The organism is Streptomyces sp. NBC_00846, assembly GCF_045207325.1.
GTDB lineage: Bacteria > Actinomycetota > Actinomycetes > Streptomycetales > Streptomycetaceae > Streptomyces.
This window is the reverse complement of record NZ_CP108846.1, coordinates 814723-835746: the sequence shown is the minus strand read 5'-3', so window position 1 is coordinate 835746 and position 21024 is coordinate 814723. Positions and strand designations below refer to the sequence as shown.

Below are 21024 nucleotides of genomic sequence, written 5' to 3'. Positions count from 1 at the left end.
CGCGTCAGCGGCGGTCTCGTCGCGCGTACGCGACGGTGCGTCAGTGCCCGCCGGTGAGTGTCTCGCCGAGCAGCGCGGACAGTTCACCCGGCTCCACTGCGCCGAGCTCGTCGAAAGGCCGGCCACCACCCCGGCCGAACTCAGCAGCCGCCCACGTAAGGCGCTGGGCCGGGAAACCCCGGCCCAGCGCCTCTCCCGGCCAGTGATCACGACGCCGTGAACCAGCACCGCTGGCGCATCATGGGCATATGGAAATCCAACTGCTCTACTTCGACGGCTGCCCGAACCTGCACACCGCCGAAGAACGGCTCACCGAAGCACTCACGCTGGTCGGACGCCCTGGCCAGAGCGTGAACCTCCGCGCCGTCGAGACGGACCAGGACGCCCAAGCCCAGCACTTCACCGGATCACCCACGATCCGAGTCGACGGCAACGACCTCTTCCCGCCCACAGCCGACACGTACGGACTGACCTGTCGCGTCTACGCGACGCCGGACGGACTGGCCGGGGCACCCACCGTCGAGCAACTCGTCGAGGCGCTCAACTCAAACGACCAAGAGGCCGCACGGATAGGCACGGTGGCGGTACGTCGGTAGCAAGGCAGGAACGAAACGCGGCGCAGGGCCAGTTGGCCCGCCGCCCCGATCCCGCTGCCGTGACTGGTCGTGACCGGCCGCGACCGGTCACGGCCGGCCGTGACCAGTTGATCGCCTTGATCAGTTCGCCGTTGGTGGTGTCACCGCTGAGCTCCCAGAAGAAGGTGCCGCCCAGTCCCTGCTGGTTCTTGGAGTTCATCTCGGTGGCGATGGTGGCCGGGGTGTCGTAGCTCCACCAGTTGGTGCCGCAGTGTGCGTACGCCGTACCGGCGACGGTGGGCATGAACTCGAAAAGGCGGCTCGGGTGGAACCGTAGATGGACTAGACCAGTTGGGTCAATGGTTCGGACCAATTCCGGTTGCCCCGCCCGTCCCCGAGTCGCTCCGTTACCCCGTGACGGATATCGTCCGATCGGGCATACTCAAGCCGCCGCAGCCGCTGGCCGGCAGCTCTCGTAATCCGAGAGGCGGGCAACGGCTGCGCAGTAAGTGCTCTTCCGGGCCCTGCCCGGAAGTCCCCCCGGCGGCGCCGTCCATACCCCGTGCGCGCGACCGTCGCAACGCCCGACAGGGAGGAGAGCGCCGTCATGTCCGACCGTGCCCCGCAATTGGTGGAACGCCGTCTGCCCACCGAGGAGTCCAGGCAGCTCATCGCGCTCGTCCGCGACATCGTCCAGCGAGAGATCGCGCCACGAGCAGCCGAGGAGGAGGACGCGGGCAGGTTCCCGCGTGAAGTCTTCACGCTGCTCTCGGAGTCCGGACTGCTCGGACTGCCCTACGACTCCGCCCACGGCGGCGGCGACCAGCCGTACGAGGTCTACCTCCAGGTCCTCGAAGAACTCGCGGCCGCCCGGCTCACCGTCGGTCTCGGTGTCAGCGTCCACTCCCTCGCCTGCCATGCCCTCGCCGGATTCGGCACCAAGGAGCAGCAGGCCGAACACCTCCCGGCGATGCTCCAAGGGGGCCTGCTGGGCGCCTACTGCCTCTCCGAGCCCGCCTCGGGCTCCGATGCCGCCTCGCTGCGCACGAAGGCCGTACGGGACGGCGACGACTGGGTCATCACCGGCACCAAGGCGTGGATCACCCACGGCGGCATCGCCGACTTCTACACGGTCCTGGCCCGCACCGGTGTCGAGGGCGCCCGCGGCATCACGGCCTTCCTGGTCCCCGGCGACGCCGAGGGGCTGAACGCGGCCGCCCCCGAGAAGAAGATGGGCATGAAGGGTTCGCCCACCGCCCAGCTGAACTTCGACGGCGTACGGGTCGCCGACGCGCGCCGGATCGGCGAGGAGGGCCAGGGCTTCGCGATCGCCCTGTCCGCACTCGACTCAGGACGCCTGGGCATCGCCGCCTGCGCGATCGGCGTTGCCCAGGCCGCCCTGAGCGAGGCCGTCGCCTACGCCACCGGCCGCCGGCAGTTCGGGCGGCCCATCGCGGACTTCCAGGGCCTGCGCTTCATGCTCGCCGACATGGCCACCCAGATCGAGGCGGGCCGGGCGCTCTACCTGGAGGCGGCCCGGCTGCGTGACGAGGGCAAGCCCTTCTCGCGCCAGGCGGCCATGGCCAAGCTGTTCTGCACGGACGCGGCCATGCGGGTCACCATCGACGCCGTCCAGGTCCTCGGTGGCTACGGCTACACCCTCGACTTCCCCGTCGAGCGGCTGATGCGCGAGGCCAAGGTGCTGCAGATCGTCGAGGGGACCAACCAGATCCAGCGGATGGTCATCGCGCGCCACCTCGCAGGTCCTGAGACGCACTGATCCTCAGCGGCCGCTCCGACCACACGGGCGTCGCCATGATCCGGTTCCACTCCTGGTCGTGGCGGCCCGGCAGGGTCCGTCCGGCGCTCTCCCAACGACGCAGCAGGGCCCGGTAGATGGGTGGATCGGTGGAGTGCGGCACCGGCCGCGGCGTCGACCGGGGCGGCACCGGCTGCGAACCGGGCTGCGGAACCGATTCTTCGGCGGTCGGAGCGGTGAGACGGCTACGACCGGGACCGGCCGTTGAATGCAGCAGGGTCATGCCTGGCCAACGGCGCGGGGCGGGCCCTGGTCACTGCCGGGTCGATTCGAGAGCCCGTTCGCCGGGTCCCCGGCGGCGGAGCCTCCGGGGGAGCGGGCACCACGCCGACCGGGTCGTCGTGGTGCGGCGCAATTCGTGCGGGACGAGCCCGGACGGGGTCCGGGCGGCCTCGCGCGGGGCCGGAGCGGCCCTCTCAGGCGGCGTCGCGCCGCATCTGCGGCACCCGCAGCGGGCGCGAGCCCGGGCCGCCGGCGTGCGAGAACGGCTGCATTCTCCAGTCGAGCCCTTGAGGGAGCGTCAGCAGCAGGGCCGTCTCCTGCTCCTGGACGTCGAGCGAATCGTCGGCGGGCCGCGTCTGCGACGCCGCGCGGCCCGTACCGGCACAGACGGTCAGTACGAACGGGTTCCACGGAGTCGGGCACAGCGCGTGCTCCGGCAGTACGTCCTCGTCCGCCAGCAGCGCGATCGGCTGCACGCAGTCCGGGCAGATCACCCGGTACATCTCGAGCATGTCGTAGGCGTCGTGAGCGGTGTCCTCGACGGGATCGACGGGATCCGGTTCGGTACGTTCGGTGAGCTTCAGGCTCTGCATGGGAAATTCCCCCCTCGGGTGGGCCGACAAGGCGACACGGCCTCGACCACAGCAAGCACTTCCCGTCGCGCACCCGCCGTAACCGCCAAGGGGGTGGCTACCCGCCCGTAAACCTGTGGCATTCGTCACATGCCCGCTGCAGGTGCCCGTTCGGAGCCCTTGCCGCTGTGCCCGGAGGTACCAGTGGCAATAGGTTGATCCGTATGGAGGAGCTGGACCGACAGATCGTGGAGTTGCTCGTCAAGGACGGGCGGATGAGCTACACCGACCTGGGCAAGGCCACGGGCCTGTCCACCTCGGCGGTTCATCAGCGCGTCCGCAGGCTGGAGCAGCGCGGGGTGATCAGGGGCTATGCCGCGGTCGTCGACCCCGAGGCGGTCGGCCTGCCGCTCACCGCGTTCATCTCGGTGAAACCCTTCGACCCGAGCGCACCGGACGACATCGCGGAGCGGCTCGCGGGCGTTCCGGAGCTGGAGGCGTGTCACAGCGTCGCCGGTGACGAGAACTACATCCTCAAGGCGCGGGTCGCGACCCCGCTGGAGCTGGAGCACCTGCTCACCCGGATCCGTTCGCTGGCCGGTGTCTCCACCCGGACCACCGTCGTCCTCTCCACACCGTACGAGGCCCGGCCCCCGCAGATCTGAGAGGGGCCGCGGACCGCGCGACTCCGGGCAGGCGCGAGACTGGTCCCATGACCGAGAGCACCGCCCCCCAGGGCGACCACCGCACCGTGCTGCTGCGCGGTGGAGACGTCCACAGCCCCGCCGACCCCTTCGCCACCGCCATGGTCGTCGAGCGCGGCCATGTCGCCTGGGTGGGCTCGGAAGGGGCCGCCGACGCCTTCGCGAGCGGCGTCGACGAAGTGATCGACCTCGAAGGTGCGCTGGTCACCCCCGCGTTCACCGACGCCCATGTCCACACCACCTCGACCGGCCTGGCCCTCACCGGCCTCGATCTCTCCGGTGCCCGGACGCTCGACGAGGCGCTCGGTCTGCTGCGCGCGTACGTGGCGGCGCACCCGGCGGACCGGGTCGTCCTCGGCCACGGCTGGGACGCCACACGCTGGCCGGAGCAGCGTCCGCCGGCGCGCGACGAGCTCGATGCGGCCGCCGGTGGCCGGCCGGTCTACCTGCCCCGTATCGATGTGCACTCCGCGGTCGTCACCACCGCCCTGCTCGACCTGGTCCCGGGCGTCACCGCGCTCACCGGATACCACCCCGACGCCCCGCTGACCGGCGCCGCCCACCACGCGGTGCGCTCCGCGGCCCACGGCGCCGTCTCGGCGCGACAGCGCGCCGACGCGCAGCGCGCCGCCCTGCGCCACGCCGCGTCGCTCGGCATCGGCACTGTCCATGAGTGCGGCGGCCCCGACATCTCCGACGAGGAGGACTTCGTCGCGCTGCTGAAGCTCGCTGCGGCGCAGAGCGGGCCGCGGGTCTTCGGCTACTGGGCCGAGCAGGTCGCCGACGAGAAGGATGCCCGCCGCATCCGGGAACTCGGCGCGATCGGCGCGGCCGGGGACCTGTTCGTCGACGGCTCCCTCGGTTCGCACACGGCCTGCCTGCACGAGCCGTACGCCGACGGCCCGGCCGGGCACACGGGCGCCGCGCACCTGGACGCGGCGCAGATCGCCGCCCATGTCACCGCCTGCACCGGGGCCGGCCTGCAGGCCGGCTTCCACGCCATCGGCGACGCGGCGGTCTCCGCCGTGGTGGAGGGCGTCCGGGCCGCCTCCGAGACGCTCGGCCTGGCCCGGGTCCGGGCCGCCCGGCACCGTATCGAGCACGCCGAGATGCTCACCCCGGAGACCGTCGCCGGCTTCGCGGAGCTGGGGCTGACCGCCTCCGTGCAGCCCGCCTTCGACGCGGCCTGGGGCGGCGAGGAGGGCATGTACGCGCGGCGGCTCGGCGCCGAGCGGGCCAGGACCCTGAACCCCTACGCGGCGCTCCTGCGGGCCGGTGTGCCCCTGGCCTTCGGCTCGGACAGCCCGGTGACCTCGCTGGACCCCTGGGGGACCGTACGGGCCGCCGCCTTCCATCGCACGCCCGAACACCGGATCTCCGTGCGAGCCGGTTTCACCGCCCACACCAGGGGCGGCTGGCGAGCCGTCGGCCGCGACGACGCGGGGACCCTGGTGCCCGGTGCTCCGGCCGACTACGCGGTCTGGCGCACCGATGACCTGGTGGTTCAGGCGCCGGACGACCGGGTCGCCCGCTGGTCGACCGACCCGAGGTCGGGAACGCCGGGCCTGCCGGACCTCACCCCGGGCGCGGCGCTTCCGGTCTGCCTGCGCACTGTGGTCTTCGGACAAACTGTCTACGTGCGTCCGAACGGGTGACGTCCGGACATTTCGTACCGCCGATCGAAGAGTCCCACGGTCAGCCGCGACCTGCGGATCTTCGCTACTGACCAGGCAAGTTCCGGGAACATCGCAGGTCAGGCAGCTATTGACAGAACGCGCCCACCGGCCGGTAGGTTCGGCCGAGTCCACCACAGGACGTCCGACCGGTTAAACCTCCACGCAGTCGTCGAACGCCGCTGGGTCATGGGGTGGTGTGCCGCACCGGCGCACCACTCCTGACAGCCAGGTTCAGCGCCCGCGCCTCGGGGGCGAGGGAAGGTTTCAGCCGGACGGTAGGTGCGACCCGGGTGGGGCCCGGACGTTCAGTAGACAACGGCTCTAGGTCGACCCGCAGCCGGCGGGTCCCAGGTCGGCCCGAAGGGCGCCGGGCCCCCATTCGCAGTTCCCGCACGTTCCCTCAGGGAGTCTGTCCGTACTTCCCTCCTTCTGTCCGTGGCGGTGCCCGTCCCCGCCCGACCACGTCGGCATCCGGCCCCCGTCCGCTGGATATGGTGTGCACCTGCGTACGGACTTAAGGGGCAGTAAGTGAACGACGGCGGTCAGCGGCGGTACGGCGCGCTCGGCAGAACCTTGGTGATCATTCCGACCTACAACGAGGCCGAGAACATCAAGCCGATCGTCAGCCGGGTGCGCGCCGCTGTGCCGGAAGCCGACATCCTGGTCGCCGACGACAACAGCCCCGACGGAACCGGCAAGGTCGCCGACGAGCTCGCCTCCGCCGACGAGCAGGTGCAGGTGTTGCACCGCAAGGGCAAGGAAGGGCTGGGCGCCGCCTACCTCGCGGGCTTCCGCTGGGGCATCGAGCACGGCTACGGCGTACTCGTGGAGATGGACGCCGACGGCTCCCACCAGCCCGAGGAACTGCCCCGGCTGCTCACCGCGCTCAAGGGAGCCGACCTGGTGCTCGGCTCCCGCTGGGTGCCGGGCGGGCGCGTGGTCAACTGGCCCAAAACCCGGGAAATGATCTCCCGCGGCGGCAGCACGTACTCCCGTGTCCTCCTCGGGCTGCGGACCAGGGACGTCACGGGAGGCTACCGGGCCTTCCGCGCCGAGACCCTCGAGGGCATCGGCCTCGACCGGGTCGCCTCGCAGGGCTACTGCTTCCAGGTCGACCTGGCCCGCCGCGCCGTCGACGCCGGATATCACGTCGTCGAGGTCCCGATCACCTTCGTGGACCGCGAGATCGGCGACTCGAAGATGAGCCGCGACATCCTGGTCGAGGCGCTCTGGCGGGTCACCTCCTGGGGCGTCACTGCCCGTACGAACCGGGTCCTCGGCCGCAAGGCGATCTGACCCGCCGTGTGCGGCGGGCTCCCGCCCGTCGCCCATGATCACCCCCCTTACGCCGCTTGGACGCCCGTACGGGCACACTGGGGACCATGACGACCGGCACACCGCCCCCGACCGCCCCCAGGCGCTCACGCGCCCGTACCCTCGTTCCGCTCGCCGTCGCCGCCTGGGCGGTGCTGGAGATCTGGCTGCTCACCGTCGTGGCGAACGCGGCGGGCGGGTTCACCGTGCTGCTGCTCCTGGTGGCGGGAATCGTGTTCGGCGCCGCCGTGATGAAGCGGGCCGGCCGCCGGGCCTTTCGCAACCTCACCGAGACGCTCCAGCGGATGCCGGGGCAGCCCGGGGCGGCCGCCGCGCCGCAGGCCGCATCCCCGGGCACCGAGGGCAACGGCTTCCTGATGCTCGGCGGGCTGCTGCTGATGATCCCGGGGGTGATCTCGGACGTGGCGGGGCTTCTGCTGCTCGTGCCGTCGGTCCGTTCGATGCTCGGCCGGTACACCGAGCGGTCACTGGAGCGCCGGATGCGCGCCGCGGGCCCCGGCAGCGTCTCCGACGCCTTTCAGCAGGCCCGCATTCACCGGCCGGACGGAAAGATCGTGCAGGGTGAGGTCATTCGTGAGGGCGGCGCACAGCCCGGCTCCCGCCCCGACGAGGGCCCCCGGCCGCCGCTGACCCCCTGACACCGGATGCGGTACCGGGTCCGCGACCACCGCGCCCGGTACCGGGTCACGACGCGACAGAGCCGCGGGCTGTGACACACACTCGGTGTGTCACAGCCCGCGGCTCTGCCGTACGGCGGTGTCAGGCGGTCAGGCAGACTTCCTGCTGTCCCGCGGATGCACGGCGATGTTCATGGCTCCGGAGCGCAGAACCGCCAGCCTCTCGGCCAGCACCTCCTCCAGCTCCTCGCGTGTGCGCCGTTCCATGAGCATGTCCCAGTGCGTACGCGCAGGCTTGCCCTTCTTCTCCTCGGGGCCATCCCCGTCCACCAGGAGTGCCATGGCGCCGCACGCCTTGCACTCCCACTCCGGCGGAATTTCCGCCTCTACCGAGAACGGCATCTCAAATCGATGTCCGTTCTGGCATGCGTACTCCACCGCCTGGCGCGGGGCCAGATCGATGCCGCGGTCCGTCTCGTAGCTGGTAACCACGAGTCGCGTGCCGCGGAGAGCTCGCTCACTCATGAATCGTGCCTCCCGGGCTTGTCGCCCACAGGACAGGTGTCGCTGTCGTCGTCATCCGGTCAACGTCCGGTCGGCGGTAAAGATTCCCGTTGCCGGTCATGCGTCGCCCGTCGTGCCGCTGCTTATTTCAGGTTTCCCAGGGTCCAAGTACCCGCCAATGCCCGGTTTGTCACATCTGGCAGAAGTTGTCACCCAAGGGTCTGGCTTCTTCCACTCGCAGTAACGGTCCTCCGGGCAGGCCAAAGGCGTACACTACCGGCCTTTCACTTCAACGTCTAAATCCGTTCGGGTACGGGATTGCCCGCGGCCGCCACGGCCCGCCGGATCGGCACCCTCGCGAGCAGTACGGAACCGGCCGCGAAGAAGATCACCAACGAGATGATCGCATCCCGGTAGCTCCCGGTCAGCTGATACGCGAGCCCGAACACCAGTGGCCCCAGCCAGCTCAGTCCGCGGTCGCTCATCTCGTACGCGGAGAAGTACTCGGCCTCCTTGCCACGCGGCACCAGATGGGAGAACAGCGAGCGGGAAAGCGCCTGGCTGCCGCCGAGCACCAGGCCGATCGCCGAGGCCAGCACATAGAAGAAGACCGGCGCGTCGGCGGGCAGGAAATATCCGGCGACGAGAATCAGCGTCCAGACGACGAGCGAGCCGAGAATCGTGTGCTTCGCGCCGTACACCCGTGCCAGCCGGCCCATCCCCAGCGCTCCGGCCACCGCGAGCACCTGCACCAGCAGCACGGCCGTGATCAGCGTCGTCTGATCCAGGCCCAGTTCCTCGGAGCCGTACACCGAGGCCTGGGAGATCACCGTCTGCACGCCGTCGTTGTAGACGAGGTACGCCAGCAGGAAGGAGAGCGTCAGCGGATGTCGGCGCATGTCGCGCAGGGTGTTCATCAGCTGCCGCCACCCCGAACCGACCGCCCCTTCGCCGCCCGGCGTCACCCGTCGGTCGCGCAGCCGGCGCAGTGGTACGAGCGTGAAGGCGCCCCACCAGACGCCGGCCGACGCGAGACAGATCCGCACCGCGTCGGACTCGGAGAGACCGAAGGAGTCGTGGCCCGTGTACAGCACCAGGTTCAGGACGAGGACGAACGCGCCCGAGGTGTATCCGAACGCCCAGCCGCGCGAGGAGACCGCGTCCCGCTCCTCCGGTTCGGCGATCTGCGGCAGATAGGCGTTGTAAAGCACCATCGACACCGAGATCGAGGCGTTCGCCACGATCAGCAGGAACGCGCCCAGCAGATAACGGTGACCGTCCAGGAAGAACATGCCGGTGGTGGCGGCGGCCCCCACGTAGGCGGCGGCCGCGAGCAGCGGCTTCTTCCGTCCCGTACGGTCCGCCGCGGCGCCCACGACCGGCATCACGAGCACCGCGACCACCACTGATACGGAGACCGCGTAGGCGAAGAGCGACCCGGCGCGCACCGGTATGCCCAGCGGGTGCACGAAACCGTCGGCGTCGGCGGCCGCCTTGGCGACCGAAGTCAGATAGGGGCCGAGGAACACCGTCAGGACACTGGTCGAGTAGACGGAGCAGGCGAAATCGTAGAAATACCAGCCCCGCTGTTCCCGTCTGCGGCTCGCGGCGTCTGCGGAACACGTCGCGAGCTCCGTCGGCTCGGCCGTATCCGCGGTCTCGGCGCTCAAAGCGCTCCCCCTCGTCTCTCCCCGTGGAGACCTCGCACGACCGGCGTCAGGCCCAGGCCCCGCGCTCGCTCAGCACCGTACGCAGCGTCTCGATGTGATCGGTCATGATGCCATCCACGCCGAGGTCGAGGAGCGCCGCCATCCGCTCAGGTTCGTTCACCGTCCAGACGTGCACCTGGAGTCCGCGTGCGTGCGCCTCGCGCACGAAGCGGCGGTCGACCACCCGGACGCCGTTCTGACTCTCCGGCACCTGCGCGCACACGGCGCCGGCCCGCAGTGCCGCCGGAACGCCGAACGAGCGCAGCCGCAGGCCCAGCACGCCGCGGACGCCGTAGGAGGTGGCGAGCCGGGGCCCCGCGAGACGATGGGCCCGGGAGACCCTGGCCTCCGAGAACGAGCCGACGCAGACCCGGTCCCAGGCATGCGTCCGGCGGATCAGGTCGACCAGCGGGACCAGGGCCGGCCCGGCCTTGATGTCGACGTTCCAGCGGGCTTCCGGGAAGGTCTCCAGCAGCTCCTCGAACAGCGGCAGCGGCTCCCGGCCCGCCACCCTGGCCCGCCGCACCTCGCTCCACGGCAGCTCGGCTATCCGGCCCCGGGCGTCCGTCACCCGGTCCAGCGTGGCGTCGTGGAAGGCCACCAGACGGCCGTCCGCCGTGGTGTGCACATCGGTCTCGAAGTAGCGGTATCCGGCGTCGGCGGCCCGGCGGAACGCGGCCGTCGTGTTCTCGATCCCGTCGGCGGCGCCGCCTCGGTGGGCGAAGGGGATCGGCGCGGGATGGTCCAGATAGGGGTGGCGTACGGAGGTCACTTCGGCAGTATCGCCTGATCCGGTGTCGGGGTGGTGACGGTGGTATCGCCATTGTCCCGCGCGGGTGCGACGGCCGCCTCGTCGTCGGCTCCGGCGGCGGTCTCCCCGGCTGTCCGGCCGTCGACCGCGAAGAAGCGCAGGAAGAACTGGGCGAGCGGGCCGATGGCCAGGGCATAGAGGACCGTGCCCGCGCCGAGTGTGCCGCCGAGTGCGAAGCCGGTCGCCACGACCGCCACCTCGATCAGGGTGCGGACCCGCCGGATGGAGCGGCCGGTACGCAGATGCAGACCGGTCATGAGTCCGTCGCGCGGTCCCGGGCCGAACCGCGCCGCGATGTACAGCCCCGTCGCGACACCGTTGACCACGACCCCCGCCACCATCACTGCGATCTCCGCGGCGAGACCGTGCACGTCGGGCACGAGCGCCAGCGTGCCGTCCATGGTGATTCCGACGGCGAAGACATTGGAGACGGTGCCGAGCCCCGGACGCTGCCTGATCGGTATCCACAGCAGCAGGACGGCGGCGCCGACGATGATCGAGACGACTCCGATGGACAGCCCGGTGCGCTCCGCGAGCCCCTGATGCAGCACTCCCCAGGGTTCGAGGCCGAGCCCGGCACGGACCAGGAGCGCCGAACTCGCTCCGTACAGCGCGAGACCGACGTACAGCTGAATCAGCCTTCGGGGGAGGTGCGCCCCGCGAGGGACGGGAGTGATGGACAAGAGGTGCCCCCTGGAGTGGTGGTGGTGGACTGCCGCATGTCACCCTGTGGCAGGGGATTGGTTGCCAACTATGGCCAATCCGAGGAAGGTGGACTGATTTCGATGGCGCAGTGGACTTCGGCAGTCGGTGCGGCACAGCTCGCCCGGCAGCTCCAGGCCCAACAGCCCCGGCCCGCCGGACCGGGCACCCGCAGGCCGCCCGCCTATCGTGCGCTGGCCGACGGGGTCCGTCTACTCGTCCTGGAAGGCCGGGTGCCGGTGGCCGCCCGGCTCCCCGCGGAGCGTGAACTGGCGCTCGCCCTGTCCGTCAGCCGCACCACCGTCGCCGCCGCGTACGAGGCGCTGCGCACCGGGGGGTTCCTGGAGTCCCGCCGCGGCGCCGGCAGCTGGACGGCCGTACCCGCGGGCAACCCGCTGCCCGCACGCGGCCTGGAACCCCTTCCGCCGGAATCGCTCGGTTCGATGATCGACCTGGGCTGCGCCTCGCTGCCCGCCCCCGAACCGTGGCTGACCCGGGCGGTCCAGGGCGCCCTTGAGGAACTGGCACCGTACGCCCACACCCACGGCGACTACCCGGCCGGACTGCCCGCGCTGCGGCAGATGATCGCCGACCGCTACACCGAGCGTGGCATCCCGACCATGCCCGAACAGATCATGGTCACCACCGGCGCGATGGGCGCGATCGACGCGATCTGCCACCTCTTCGCGGGCCGCGGCGAACGGATCGCGGTGGAGTCCCCGAGCTACGCCAACATCCTCCAGTTGATGCGGGAGGCGGGTGCCCGGCTGGTGCCGGTGGCTATGGAGGAGGGGCTCGCCGGCTGGGACATCAACCGGTGGCGGCAGGTGCTGCGGGACGCGGCGCCGCGGCTCGCCTACGTCGTCGCCGACTTCCACAACCCCACCGGCGCGCTGGCCGACGAGGACCGGCGGCGCGACCTGGTGGACGCCGCCCGCTCCGCCGGCACGGTCCTCGTCGTCGACGAGACCATGAACGAGCTGTACTTCGACGACGACGTACGGATGCCGCGCAGGGTCTGTGCCTTCGATCCGGCGGGCTCCACCGTGCTCACCGTCGGATCGGCGAGCAAGGCCTTCTGGGCCGGTATGCGCATCGGCTGGGTGCGTGCCGCCCCGGACGTGATCCGCAGCCTGGTGGCCGCCCGCGCCTACGCCGACATGGGCACGCCCGTTCTGGAGCAGCTCGCCGTCAACTGGCTGATGCGCACCGGCGGCTGGGAGCAGGCCTTGCAGGTCCGCCGTGAACAGGCGCGGGAGAACCGGGACTCGCTGGTCGCCGCGCTCCGCCGGGAGCTGCCGGACTGGGAGTTCTCGGTTCCGCGCGGGGGGCTGACGCTCTGGGTTCGTACCGGCGGCCTCTCGGGCTCCCGGCTCGCGGTGGCGGGGGAGCGGGTCGGTGTACGCGTTCCCTCCGGTCCCCGGTTCGGTGTCGACGGCGCCTTCGAGGGGTACGTACGGCTGCCGTTCACGGTCGGGGGGCCGGTCGCGGACGAGGCGGCGGTGCGGCTCGCGGCGGCGGCGCGGCTGGTGGGTTCGGGGGCGGGTGCGGGAGTGGAGGCGCCCCGTACCTTCGTCGCCTGACCGCCTGACCGCCTGACCGCCTGACCGCCTGACCGCACGACGGCGCGGGACCGGCGGGCCGGGCGGTTCGTCGGCCCCGCACCGTCCTGTGCTTTTCAGTCGCCGACCCGCACGCTCTCGACAGCCACGGCCGCGGTCAGCGGATGCGGCATCACCGGTTCCGGGACGCTCGGCTCGATGGGAGCGGCCTCCTGGGCCTCCTCCCCCGGGACCGGGGCCTCGGCCGGCGCCTGCCGTTCGGGGAGCAGACCGAGAACCGCCTGCCGGTGTGCCTCGCTGGTCGCCTCGTCGTACGGATCGGGCGTGGCCGGAACCTGGAGCCGCAGCACGGGACCGGCGCCCAGCCGCGCGTACCCCCGGCCGGGCGGGACGTTCGACGTCGGGGTGGTGTGCGGCTCCGTGCCGAGCACCGACTCGACCTGGTCGCGGGAGCAGTGGCCGAGCACGGCCCGGGCCCGGGTGTGGGTCCTGAGCGTCTCGCCGAGGGCGTCCAGGCTGTCGAACTGCTCGGTGACGACCACGGTGACGTTGGCCGCCCGGCCGTGCCGCAGCGGCACCTGGAGCAGTTCCTGGGGATCGGGTCTGCCGTCGGCGGCCGCCAGGTGGCCGAGGACGCTGGGCCGGTCCAGCAGCACCCAGAGCGGGCGCTTGGTGTCGTCGGGGGCGGGGTGGCCGGACTGCCGGGCCCGGTTCGACGCGATCAGCCGCCGCTCCGTCTCGTGGGCCGCCCACTCCAGGGTCGCCAGCGCGCCGGCCAGGCCGCACTCGACGGCCAGCACGCCGTCGCGCCCGGTCAGGCAGGCGTACTCGCCGGTGCCGCTCCCTTCGATGATCAGGATGTCGCCGTGCTGGAGCGCCTGCAGGGCGATGGAGCGCATCAGCGTGGTGGTGCCGCTGCCGGGCTGCCCGACGGCCAGCAGATGCGGTTCGGTGGAGCGGGCGCCGGTCCGCCAGACGACGGGCGGGGCGTCGCGGGTCGTGTCGCCGTCGCTCACGGGAACGGTGCGCTGTACCGCGTCGCCGTCGGTGAAACCGAGCACCGTCTCGCCCGGTGCGGTGACGAAGCGCTGGGCGCCGATCGAGGTGGGCAGGGCGTCGAGCACGCTCATGACGAGCCGGTTGCCCTCCTCGTCCCAGGAGAAGTGGTACTCGCGGCCGCGGCCCGACTTCGCGTGCAGCAGCTGCTCGATCCGGTTGCGGGAACCGGCCTCGCTGTCGGTGAAGTAGGCGGGGTAGGTCACCTGAAGACGCGTCAGGCGCCCGTCGCCGTCGAATGCGTACTCGCTGAAGGCCTTGTCCCAGTCGCCGCCGTGGGCGAACAGCGGACTGGGGTCGTCGGCCGTGGAGAAGTACGGCACGAGCGCCTCGTACAGGGACCGCAGCCGTCCGGTCTCCGCTTCGTCGGGGCCGGTCTTCGCGGGGTTCCGCTCCCGCCCCTTCCAAGCGGCGGCCCCCATCACCGCGACCAGGGCGAGCACGGACCCGTAAGGGAGGATTGCGACCACCATGACGCAGGCCGCCACGGAACAAAGCACCGGACCACGCTTGTCCTTGGGTGTCGCGGCCCACTTCTGCCGTCCGGCTCCGGCCAGCAGCCGCAGACCACGGGTGATCGTGATCAGCGGATGGAGGACGTCCGTGGCGTTGTCGGCGGCCGTGCGCGCTAACTCGCGGCCGCGAGTGATCGATGCGGTGCCGCTGCTCAGAATGCGGGGGAGTGGTCGCCGGGCCACGTCGGTCTCCTGAAGGGGTGGGAGCGGTCGCGGAGGATCAGAATTTGATCCCGCCCAAGAGGCCGGCGAGACTTGCGCCGCCCGCGGTGATGCTCGGTGCGATGGCGGTGCCTGCGAGATAGAAGCCGAACAGGGCAGTGACGAGGGCGTGTGATGCCTTGAGGCCGTCCTTCCTGAAGAACAGGAAGACGATGACGCCGAGGATGACTACGCCTGACATGGACAGGATCATGAGAGGTTCTCCTGGTTGGGGGGACAGTCACCATGAGTCCTTCCAGGTTCACCGGAAGTATCTATACGATAAAAGCTGCATTCGAGTGAAAAGTCAGTATTTTCACTTGATTGGCCGACAAGGGGATCGGGAAGGGCGTCGACGGAACACCGGGGAGGCGGAACATTCGGTGTCGCGTCCTGTTCCGTCACCCTCGGACGTGGTCCGTCGCGGCGGGCGGGCCGGGTCGGGGCGCGGTTGAGCAGTACCCTGTCGATTCACTCGTACGGCCCCCATGGCGTACGCCCCCGCAGGTCAGCAGTGGTGAAACCGATTTATGGAAGGCGGTCCGTGCGATGAGCGAAACCCCCGATCCCGAGGTGGTCGAGCTGGCGACCAAGGTTTTCGACCTGGCCCGCCGCGGTGAGAGCGACGCGCTCGCCGCGTACGTCGACGCGGGTGTCCCCGCGAACCTCACCAACGACCGGGGTGATTCGCTGCTGATGCTCGGCGCGTATCACGGTCACGCCGCCGCGGTCACCGCCCTCGTCGCCCGGGGTGCCGACCCGGACCGGGCCAACGACCGCGGGCAGACCCCTCTCGCCGGAGCCGTCTTCAAGGGTGAGGGCGCGGTGATCGAGGCGCTGCTCGCCGCGGGGGCCGACCCGGCGGCCGGAACACCCTCCGCGCTGGACACCGCACGCATGTTCGGCAAGGCCGACCTGCTGGAACTCTTCGGCGCCCGCTGACCGGGTACGTCGTAAATGTGGTCGCGGTGGCGAAATGGCTGGGTCATCATGACGTCGCGGGCCCGATTCGGGCCACCGACGAGAGGCAGAGGAAGATGGTCTACACCAAGCAGAAGACGGCGGTCGGCCGATCATGTTGCTGCGCGGCTTAGTGCCCCACCCGGCACTTGGAACTGCACAGTCCCGGTTGCGTCGACAGCTTGATGTGAGGCTTTTTTCATGTTTGATCCGTTCATAGCGCCGAGCGGCACCCTGCTCGGCCTGCTGCAGAGGGGCCGTGGCGACGGCACGCTCCACGCGCTCGCCGCACCACGCCCCGAGGCCCTGGCGGCTCTCAACCACTGCGTCCTGAGCGATCCGCGCCACGACTGGCAGGTGGAGAACCGCTCGCTCTACTACGCACGCCTGTATCTCGACCTGGACGGCGGCATCGAGGAGATCGAACGCCACCTGTGCGATCCCGACGACCACCTCGACACCGACGACTCGCGCACCGGGCTGGCCCTCGCCGTACTCGGTCACCTCGCCTCGTACGGACGGGGCGACGCCCTGGCACTGCTGCGGCGGTACGCCGCGACCGGGGCCAACTGGGCCTGGGCCCTCGACGAGCTCGCCCTGCGCGACGACGACGCGGGGCTCCGTGCCCTCGCCGTACCCGTCCTCGGCCGGTTCCCGGCCACCGAGGAGGGCGCCGCCGAGCTGGCCGCCGTCGTACGGGACGCCTTCGAGCCACGCCCCTGGCGGCTCTGGGCCGACGACCCCCGCGACGAGGTCGGTGCCCGGATCAGCGCCGCCTCCGAACAAGGCTCCTTCGACCGCTGGCAGCGCCAGATGCGACCCGGCGGTCCCCGCCCCGGATGGAGCGTCCAGGCCGTCTTCGACTGGGCCCAGCAGGCGCTGGAACGAGGCAGTGTCCTCCATGTCCCGGCCGCCCGCTGCCTCACCGCCGTCGCCGGCCCCGAGGACCGGTCCACCATCATCGAGGCCGCCCGCAGCGGCCCGGACGGCGCGCGCTGCGCCGCCCTGCACTACCTGGCCGAGGCCAGGGAGCCGGCCGTACTCGACCTGATCGAGAGCGCCGCGGCCGGCACCTCGCGCACCGTCGCCGACGCGGCCGTCGCCGCCTTCGAGCGGATGTGCGGCGACGCTGCGGTCGAGCGCGCCAGGCGCTGGGCCCGGCGGCCCGACGCGCTCGGCGCCTCCGCGGCCGGCGTGCTCGCCTGCCGGGGCGGCGCCCAGGACGCCCCACTGGTCCTCGGCGCGCTCCGCGAGGCCGTACGGGGCGAAGGCCCGGACGCGCCACGTCTGTGGACCCTCGTCGACGGCACGGGCAGACTGGGCATCGCCTGCGCCGCACCCGTACTGCGCCATGTCTACCGGGAGACGTCCTCCTCGCACCTGCGCGGCCGAGCGGCCCGCGCGCTGGCCGCGACCGATCCCTCCTTCGCCACCGGATTCGCCGTCGAATGCCTGTGGGACTGCGAAGAGACCACCCGTGAGGTTGCCGCGCTCCACGCCGAGACCGGCGACATCAGGGTCGCCGAGCGACTGCGCAGGCTTGCCGCGGACCCGGCCGAGGAGGCCGAGGTTCAGACGGCGGTACGCAGCCGGATCGGGCCCGACGCCCCGGCGGTCTGACCGGAACACGTGCACGCCGCGCGTCGGGGGGGCGTGCGGAGCCGTGTGGTCAGCGGCGCGCGGTGCGAACGGTTCGGGCCGCACCGGGCGCACTGCACGCCGTACCGCCGGCCGGTGTGCCGGGGAACCGGTCGTGACGTCCGGTCCGTTGCCGGTGCCGGCGGGTCAGTATGGGGGGATGACTGGACGCTGGGAGTTCTGGATCGACCGTGGCGGGACGTTCACCGATGTAGTGGGCCGGGATCCCGAGGGGTACCTGGTCACCCGCAAACTGCTCTCCCACGACCCGGACCGCTACCGGGACGCCGCCGTGGCCGGAATCCGGGGGCTGCTGGGGCTCGGTCCGGCCGACCCGGTCCCCGCCGACCGGGTCGGCACGGTGAAGATCGGTACGACGGTCGCCACCAACGCCCTGCTGGAGCGGCGCGGCGAGCCGACCGTCCTGGTCATCACGGAAGGCTTCCGGGACGCCCTGCGCATCGCGTACCAGAACAGACCGAGGCTCTTCGACCGCCGCATTCTGCTGCCCGAAGCGGTGTACGACCGGGTGATCGAGGTCCCCGAACGGGTCGACGCCCACGGCCGCGTCGTGACCCCCCTGGACCGGGACGCGGTGGCCGAGCGACTGCGGGCCGCCCGGGCCGACGGCCTGCGCAGCGCGGCCGTCGTCCTGATGCACGGCTACCGCCACTTCGCGCACGAGCGCGCCGTGGCCGCCGAGGCCCGCGCTGCCGGCTTCACCCAGATCAGCTGCTCGCACGAGGTGAGCCCGCTCATCAAGCTCGTGCCACGCGGTGACACCACCGTCGTCGACGCCTACCTCTCACCGATCCTGCGCCGGTACGTCGACGAGGTCGCCCACGAACTCGACGGCATCCGGCTGATGTTCATGCAGTCCAACGGCGGGCTGCGCGAGGCCTCCCACTTCCGCGGCAAGGACGCGGTGCTCTCCGGACCCGCCGGTGGCGTGGTCGGAATGGCCCGTACGTCCGGGCAGGCCGGATTCGACCGGGTCATCGGCTTCGACATGGGCGGCACCTCCACCGACGTGTCGCACTACGCGGGCGAGTTCGAGCGCGAACTCGGCACACAGGTGGCCGGGGTGCGGATGCGCGCCCCCATGATGAACATCCACACCGTCGCGGCCGGCGGCGGTTCCGTCCTGCACTTCGACGGCCACCGCTACCGCGTCGGCCCCGACTCGGCGGGCGCGATTCCCGGTCCGGCCTGCTACCGCCGCGGCGGACCGCTGACCGTCACCGACGCCAATGTGATGCTCGGCCGCGTCCAACCCGCCCACTTCCCGGCCGTCTTCGGACCGGACGGCGACCTCCCGCTCGACGCGGACCTCGTCCACAACCGCTTCGACGCGCTCGCCGAGGACGTGGCGCGCGCCACCGGGACACGCCGCACCGCGGCCGAGGTCGCCGCCGGATTCCTGGAGATCGCCGTCCTCAACATGGCGAACGCGGTCAAGAAGATCTCCGTGCAACGCGGACACGACATCACCCGCTACGCCCTGACCGGTTTCGGCGGCGCCGGGGGCCAGCACGTCTGCGCCGTCGCCGACGCCCTGGGCATCGACACCGTCCTCGTACCGCCGCTGGCCGGCGTACTGTCCGCGTACGGCATCGGTCTCGCCGATGCCACCGCGATGCGCGAACAGTCCGTCGAGGCGGAACTGCACGAGGCGACGCGCACCGCCGTAGGCGAACTCTGCGACGAACTCGCCCGCCGCACCCGCGCCGAACTGCGCGCTGATGCCATCCCCGACAGCGCCATCAGCACACACGCCCGCGTGCTCCTGCGCTACGCCGGTACGGACTCCAGCCTGCCGGTCGGCCTGGACACGACGGCCGCCATGGCCGAGGCGTTCACCGCCCAGCACCGCGCCCGCTACGCGTTCACCATGGACCGGCCCCTGATCGTCGAGGCGGTATCGGTCGAGGCGACCGGGACGGCGGGACAGCACCGGCCGCCGCCCGCCGACCGCACGCCCCGGGAGAACGCCGAGCCTCAACCGCACGACCTCGTAAGGATGTTCGCCGACGGCCGATGGCAGGACACCCCGCTCCACCGGCGCGAGGAACTGCACCCCGCGGACACCGTGACCGGACCCGCCGTGATCGCCGAGGCGGATGCCACCACCGTCGTCGACCCCGGCTGGCAGGCCGCTCTCACCGCCACCGGCCATCTGCTGCTCACCCGGGTCCGCCCGCGCCCGGACCGCACGGCCGTCGGCACCCGGGTCGACCCCGTCATGCTGGAGGTCTTCAACAACCTCTTCATGTCGATCGCCGAACAGATGGGCGTGCGCCTGGAGAACACGGCCCATTCCGTCAACATCAAGGAGCGGCTCGACTTCTCCTGCGCACTCTTCGACGCGGACGGCAATCTCATCGCCAACGCCCCGCACATTCCCGTGCACCTCGGCTCGATGGGGGAGTCCATCAAGGAGGTGCTGCGGCGCAACGGCGGAGCGATGAGGCCCGGTGACGTGTACGCCATCAACGACCCGTACCACGGGGGCACCCACCTGCCCGATGTGACCGTGGTGACACCCGTGTTCGACGTCGACGAGACCACCGACGAGAGGCCCCGACTGCGGTTCCTGGTCGCCTCCCGCGGACACCACGCCGAGATCGGCGGCATCACCCCCGGCTCCATGCCCGCCTTCAGCCGTACCATCGACGAAGAAGGAGTGCTGTTCGACAACTGGCTTCTGGTACGGGACGGCAGATTCCGCGAGGGCGAGACGCGCGAACTGCTCACCACCGCCGCGTGGCCCTCCCGCGACCCGGACACCAACCTCGCCGACCTCCGCGCCCAGATCGCCGCCAACGAGAAGGGCATCGCCGAACTCCGGCGCATGGTGGAGCAGTTCGGGCCCGACGTCGTCGCCGCCTACATGCGACACGTACAGGACAACGCCGAGGAGTCCGTCCGCCGGATCATCGCCACACTGCACGACGGTACCTACCGCTACGAGACCGACAACGGCGCGGTCATCGAGGTCACCCTCACCGTGGACACGGCCGCCCGAAGCGCGGTCGTCGACTTCACCGGCACCTCACCTCAGCAGCCGGGGAACTTCAACGCGCCGAAATCCGTGGTCATGGCGGCCGTGCTGTACGTCTTCCGGACCCTGGTCGCCGACGACATCCCCCTCAACAGCGGCTGCCTCAAGCCCCTGGAGGTCAGAATTCCGGAAGGCTCCATGCTGGCACCCGTCCATCCGGCGGCCACCGTCGCGGGAAACGTGGAGACGTCCCAGGCCGTCACCGGCGCCCTGTACGCGGCACTCGGCATCCAGGCCGAGGGTTCGGGCACCATGAACAACCTCACCTTCGGCAACGAACGCGTCCAGTACTACGAGACGGTGGCGAGCGGCTCGGGCGCGGGCGACGGCTTCGACGGCGCCGACGCCGTACAGACCCATATGACCAACTCCCGCCTCACCGACCCCGAAGTCCTCGAATGGCGCTACCCCGTGCTGCTGGAGAGCTTCCGGGTACGGGGCGGCAGCGGGGGCGCAGGGCGTTGGCACGGCGGCTGCGGCGTGGAGCGGCGCATCCGCTTCCTCGAACCCGTTACCGTGGCACTGCTCTCCGGCCACCGCCGGGTGCGGCCGTACGGCATGGCGGGCGGCGAACCCGGCGCGCTGGGCGACCAGCACATCGAGCGCGCGGACGCCCGGACAGTCACACCGCTGCGCGGCTGCGACACCGCCGGCCTGGAGCGGGGGGACGTCCTGGTGCTCCGCACGCCGGGGGGCGGGGGCTACGGAACCCCGGAACAGGGCGACGGCGACCGTACGGAGCGCGGCGGCGGACAGCCGTGAGGCCGCGGCCGGCCGACTTCGGG

Annotated in this window: 18 protein-coding genes and 1 pseudogene; 11 read left to right on the top strand and 8 right to left on the bottom strand. The window is 71.3% G+C overall.

From position 1 onward, the window contains the following. The first annotated feature begins 43 nt into the window (after positions 1–43). Both OG936_RS03870 and OG936_RS03865 read left to right on the top strand, forming a co-directional pair. The gene (locus tag OG936_RS03870; RefSeq protein WP_406492560.1) at positions 44–220 is read left to right on the top strand and encodes a hypothetical protein; all 177 of its coding nucleotides are present in this window, start codon (positions 44–46) and stop codon (positions 218–220) included. Between the two features lie 28 nt (positions 221–248). Further along, entirely contained in the window at positions 249–596 is a 348-nt protein-coding gene (locus tag OG936_RS03865; RefSeq protein ID WP_406492558.1) for a thioredoxin family protein, read from the top strand. A 106-nt stretch (positions 597–702) separates the two neighbouring features. On the opposite strand, the pseudogene OG936_RS03860 reads toward OG936_RS03865, so the two are convergent. Then, a pseudogene (locus OG936_RS03860) lies at positions 703–873 on the bottom strand (glycosyl hydrolase family 18 protein); the annotation flags it as partial. 309 nt (positions 874–1182) lie between these two features. Here OG936_RS03860 and OG936_RS03855 point away from each other — a divergent pair. Next, a complete protein-coding gene (locus OG936_RS03855) occupies positions 1183–2355 on the top strand; it encodes an acyl-CoA dehydrogenase family protein (protein ID WP_406492556.1) in 1173 nt (390 codons plus the stop codon). 455 nt (positions 2356–2810) lie between these two features. Here the strand turns inward: OG936_RS03855 and OG936_RS03850 are convergent, their stop codons facing one another. Then, positions 2811–3209, bottom strand: a complete 399-nt coding sequence (locus OG936_RS03850) for a hypothetical protein (protein ID WP_406492554.1) — start codon at positions 3207–3209, stop codon at positions 2811–2813. 203 nt (positions 3210–3412) lie between these two features. Here OG936_RS03850 and OG936_RS03845 point away from each other — a divergent pair, with 203 nt between their 5' ends. The 4 genes from OG936_RS03845 to fxsA all read left to right on the top strand — a co-directional run bounded on the left by OG936_RS03845 (position 3413) and on the right by fxsA (position 7541). Next, a complete protein-coding gene (locus OG936_RS03845) occupies positions 3413–3853 on the top strand; it encodes an Lrp/AsnC family transcriptional regulator (protein ID WP_266363289.1) in 441 nt (146 codons plus the stop codon). 47 nt (positions 3854–3900) lie between these two features. Further along, positions 3901–5547 (top strand): amidohydrolase, encoded by a 1647-nt coding sequence (locus OG936_RS03840; RefSeq protein ID WP_406492552.1) that lies wholly within the window; start codon positions 3901–3903, stop codon positions 5545–5547. 549 nt (positions 5548–6096) lie between these two features. Next, positions 6097–6864, top strand: coding sequence for a polyprenol monophosphomannose synthase (locus OG936_RS03835; RefSeq protein WP_383763436.1), 768 nt, complete (start codon positions 6097–6099; stop codon positions 6862–6864). 86 nt (positions 6865–6950) lie between these two features. Further along, on the top strand, positions 6951–7541 hold the full coding sequence (fxsA, locus tag OG936_RS03830) for an FxsA family membrane protein (protein ID WP_406492550.1): 591 nt from the start codon (positions 6951–6953) through the stop codon (positions 7539–7541). A 129-nt stretch (positions 7542–7670) separates the two neighbouring features. On the opposite strand, the gene OG936_RS03825 is transcribed toward fxsA, so the two are convergent. The 4 genes from OG936_RS03825 to OG936_RS03810 form a co-directional block, all read right to left on the bottom strand. Continuing rightward, positions 7671–8045, bottom strand: a complete 375-nt coding sequence (locus tag OG936_RS03825) for an RNA polymerase-binding protein RbpA (RefSeq protein WP_007262928.1) — start codon at positions 8043–8045, stop codon at positions 7671–7673. A 275-nt stretch (positions 8046–8320) separates the two neighbouring features. Beyond that, complete coding sequence (locus OG936_RS03820; protein ID WP_406492548.1) at positions 8321–9694, bottom strand: MFS transporter; 1374 nt, start codon at positions 9692–9694, stop codon at positions 8321–8323. Positions 9695–9740: 46 nt separating this feature from the next. Then, positions 9741–10505, bottom strand: coding sequence for a glycerophosphodiester phosphodiesterase (locus OG936_RS03815; RefSeq protein WP_406492546.1), 765 nt, complete (start codon positions 10503–10505; stop codon positions 9741–9743). Then, positions 10502–11227 (bottom strand): YitT family protein, encoded by a 726-nt coding sequence (locus OG936_RS03810; RefSeq protein ID WP_406492544.1) that lies wholly within the window; start codon positions 11225–11227, stop codon positions 10502–10504. The genes OG936_RS03815 and OG936_RS03810 overlap by 4 nt, the downstream gene beginning before the upstream one ends. 102 nt (positions 11228–11329) lie before the next feature. On the opposite strand from OG936_RS03810, the gene OG936_RS03805 reads away from it, so the two are divergent. Further along, positions 11330–12829 carry a PLP-dependent aminotransferase family protein gene (locus OG936_RS03805; RefSeq protein WP_406492542.1) on the top strand — a complete coding sequence of 500 codons (1500 nt, stop codon included), beginning with the start codon at positions 11330–11332 and terminating at the stop codon, positions 12827–12829. Between the two features lie 95 nt (positions 12830–12924). Here the strand turns inward: OG936_RS03805 and OG936_RS03800 are convergent, their stop codons facing one another. Then, the gene (locus OG936_RS03800) at positions 12925–14562 is read right to left on the bottom strand and encodes a hypothetical protein (RefSeq protein ID WP_406492540.1); all 1638 of its coding nucleotides are present in this window, start codon (positions 14560–14562) and stop codon (positions 12925–12927) included. 37 nt (positions 14563–14599) lie between these two features. Continuing rightward, a complete protein-coding gene (locus tag OG936_RS03795) occupies positions 14600–14794 on the bottom strand; it encodes a hypothetical protein (RefSeq protein WP_030968886.1) in 195 nt (64 codons plus the stop codon). Positions 14795–15129: 335 nt separating this feature from the next. On the opposite strand from OG936_RS03795, the gene OG936_RS03790 reads away from it, so the two are divergent. The 3 genes from OG936_RS03790 to OG936_RS03780 all read left to right on the top strand — a co-directional run bounded on the left by OG936_RS03790 (position 15130) and on the right by OG936_RS03780 (position 21001). Continuing rightward, the gene (locus OG936_RS03790) at positions 15130–15522 is read left to right on the top strand and encodes an ankyrin repeat domain-containing protein (protein WP_406492539.1); all 393 of its coding nucleotides are present in this window, start codon (positions 15130–15132) and stop codon (positions 15520–15522) included. Positions 15523–15741: 219 nt separating this feature from the next. Next, the gene (locus OG936_RS03785) at positions 15742–17160 is read left to right on the top strand and encodes a HEAT repeat domain-containing protein (RefSeq protein ID WP_406492537.1); all 1419 of its coding nucleotides are present in this window, start codon (positions 15742–15744) and stop codon (positions 17158–17160) included. A gap of 178 nt (positions 17161–17338) precedes the next feature. Next, entirely contained in the window at positions 17339–21001 is a 3663-nt protein-coding gene (locus tag OG936_RS03780; protein ID WP_406492535.1) for a hydantoinase B/oxoprolinase family protein, read from the top strand. Positions 21002–21024: the final 23 nt, after the last annotated feature.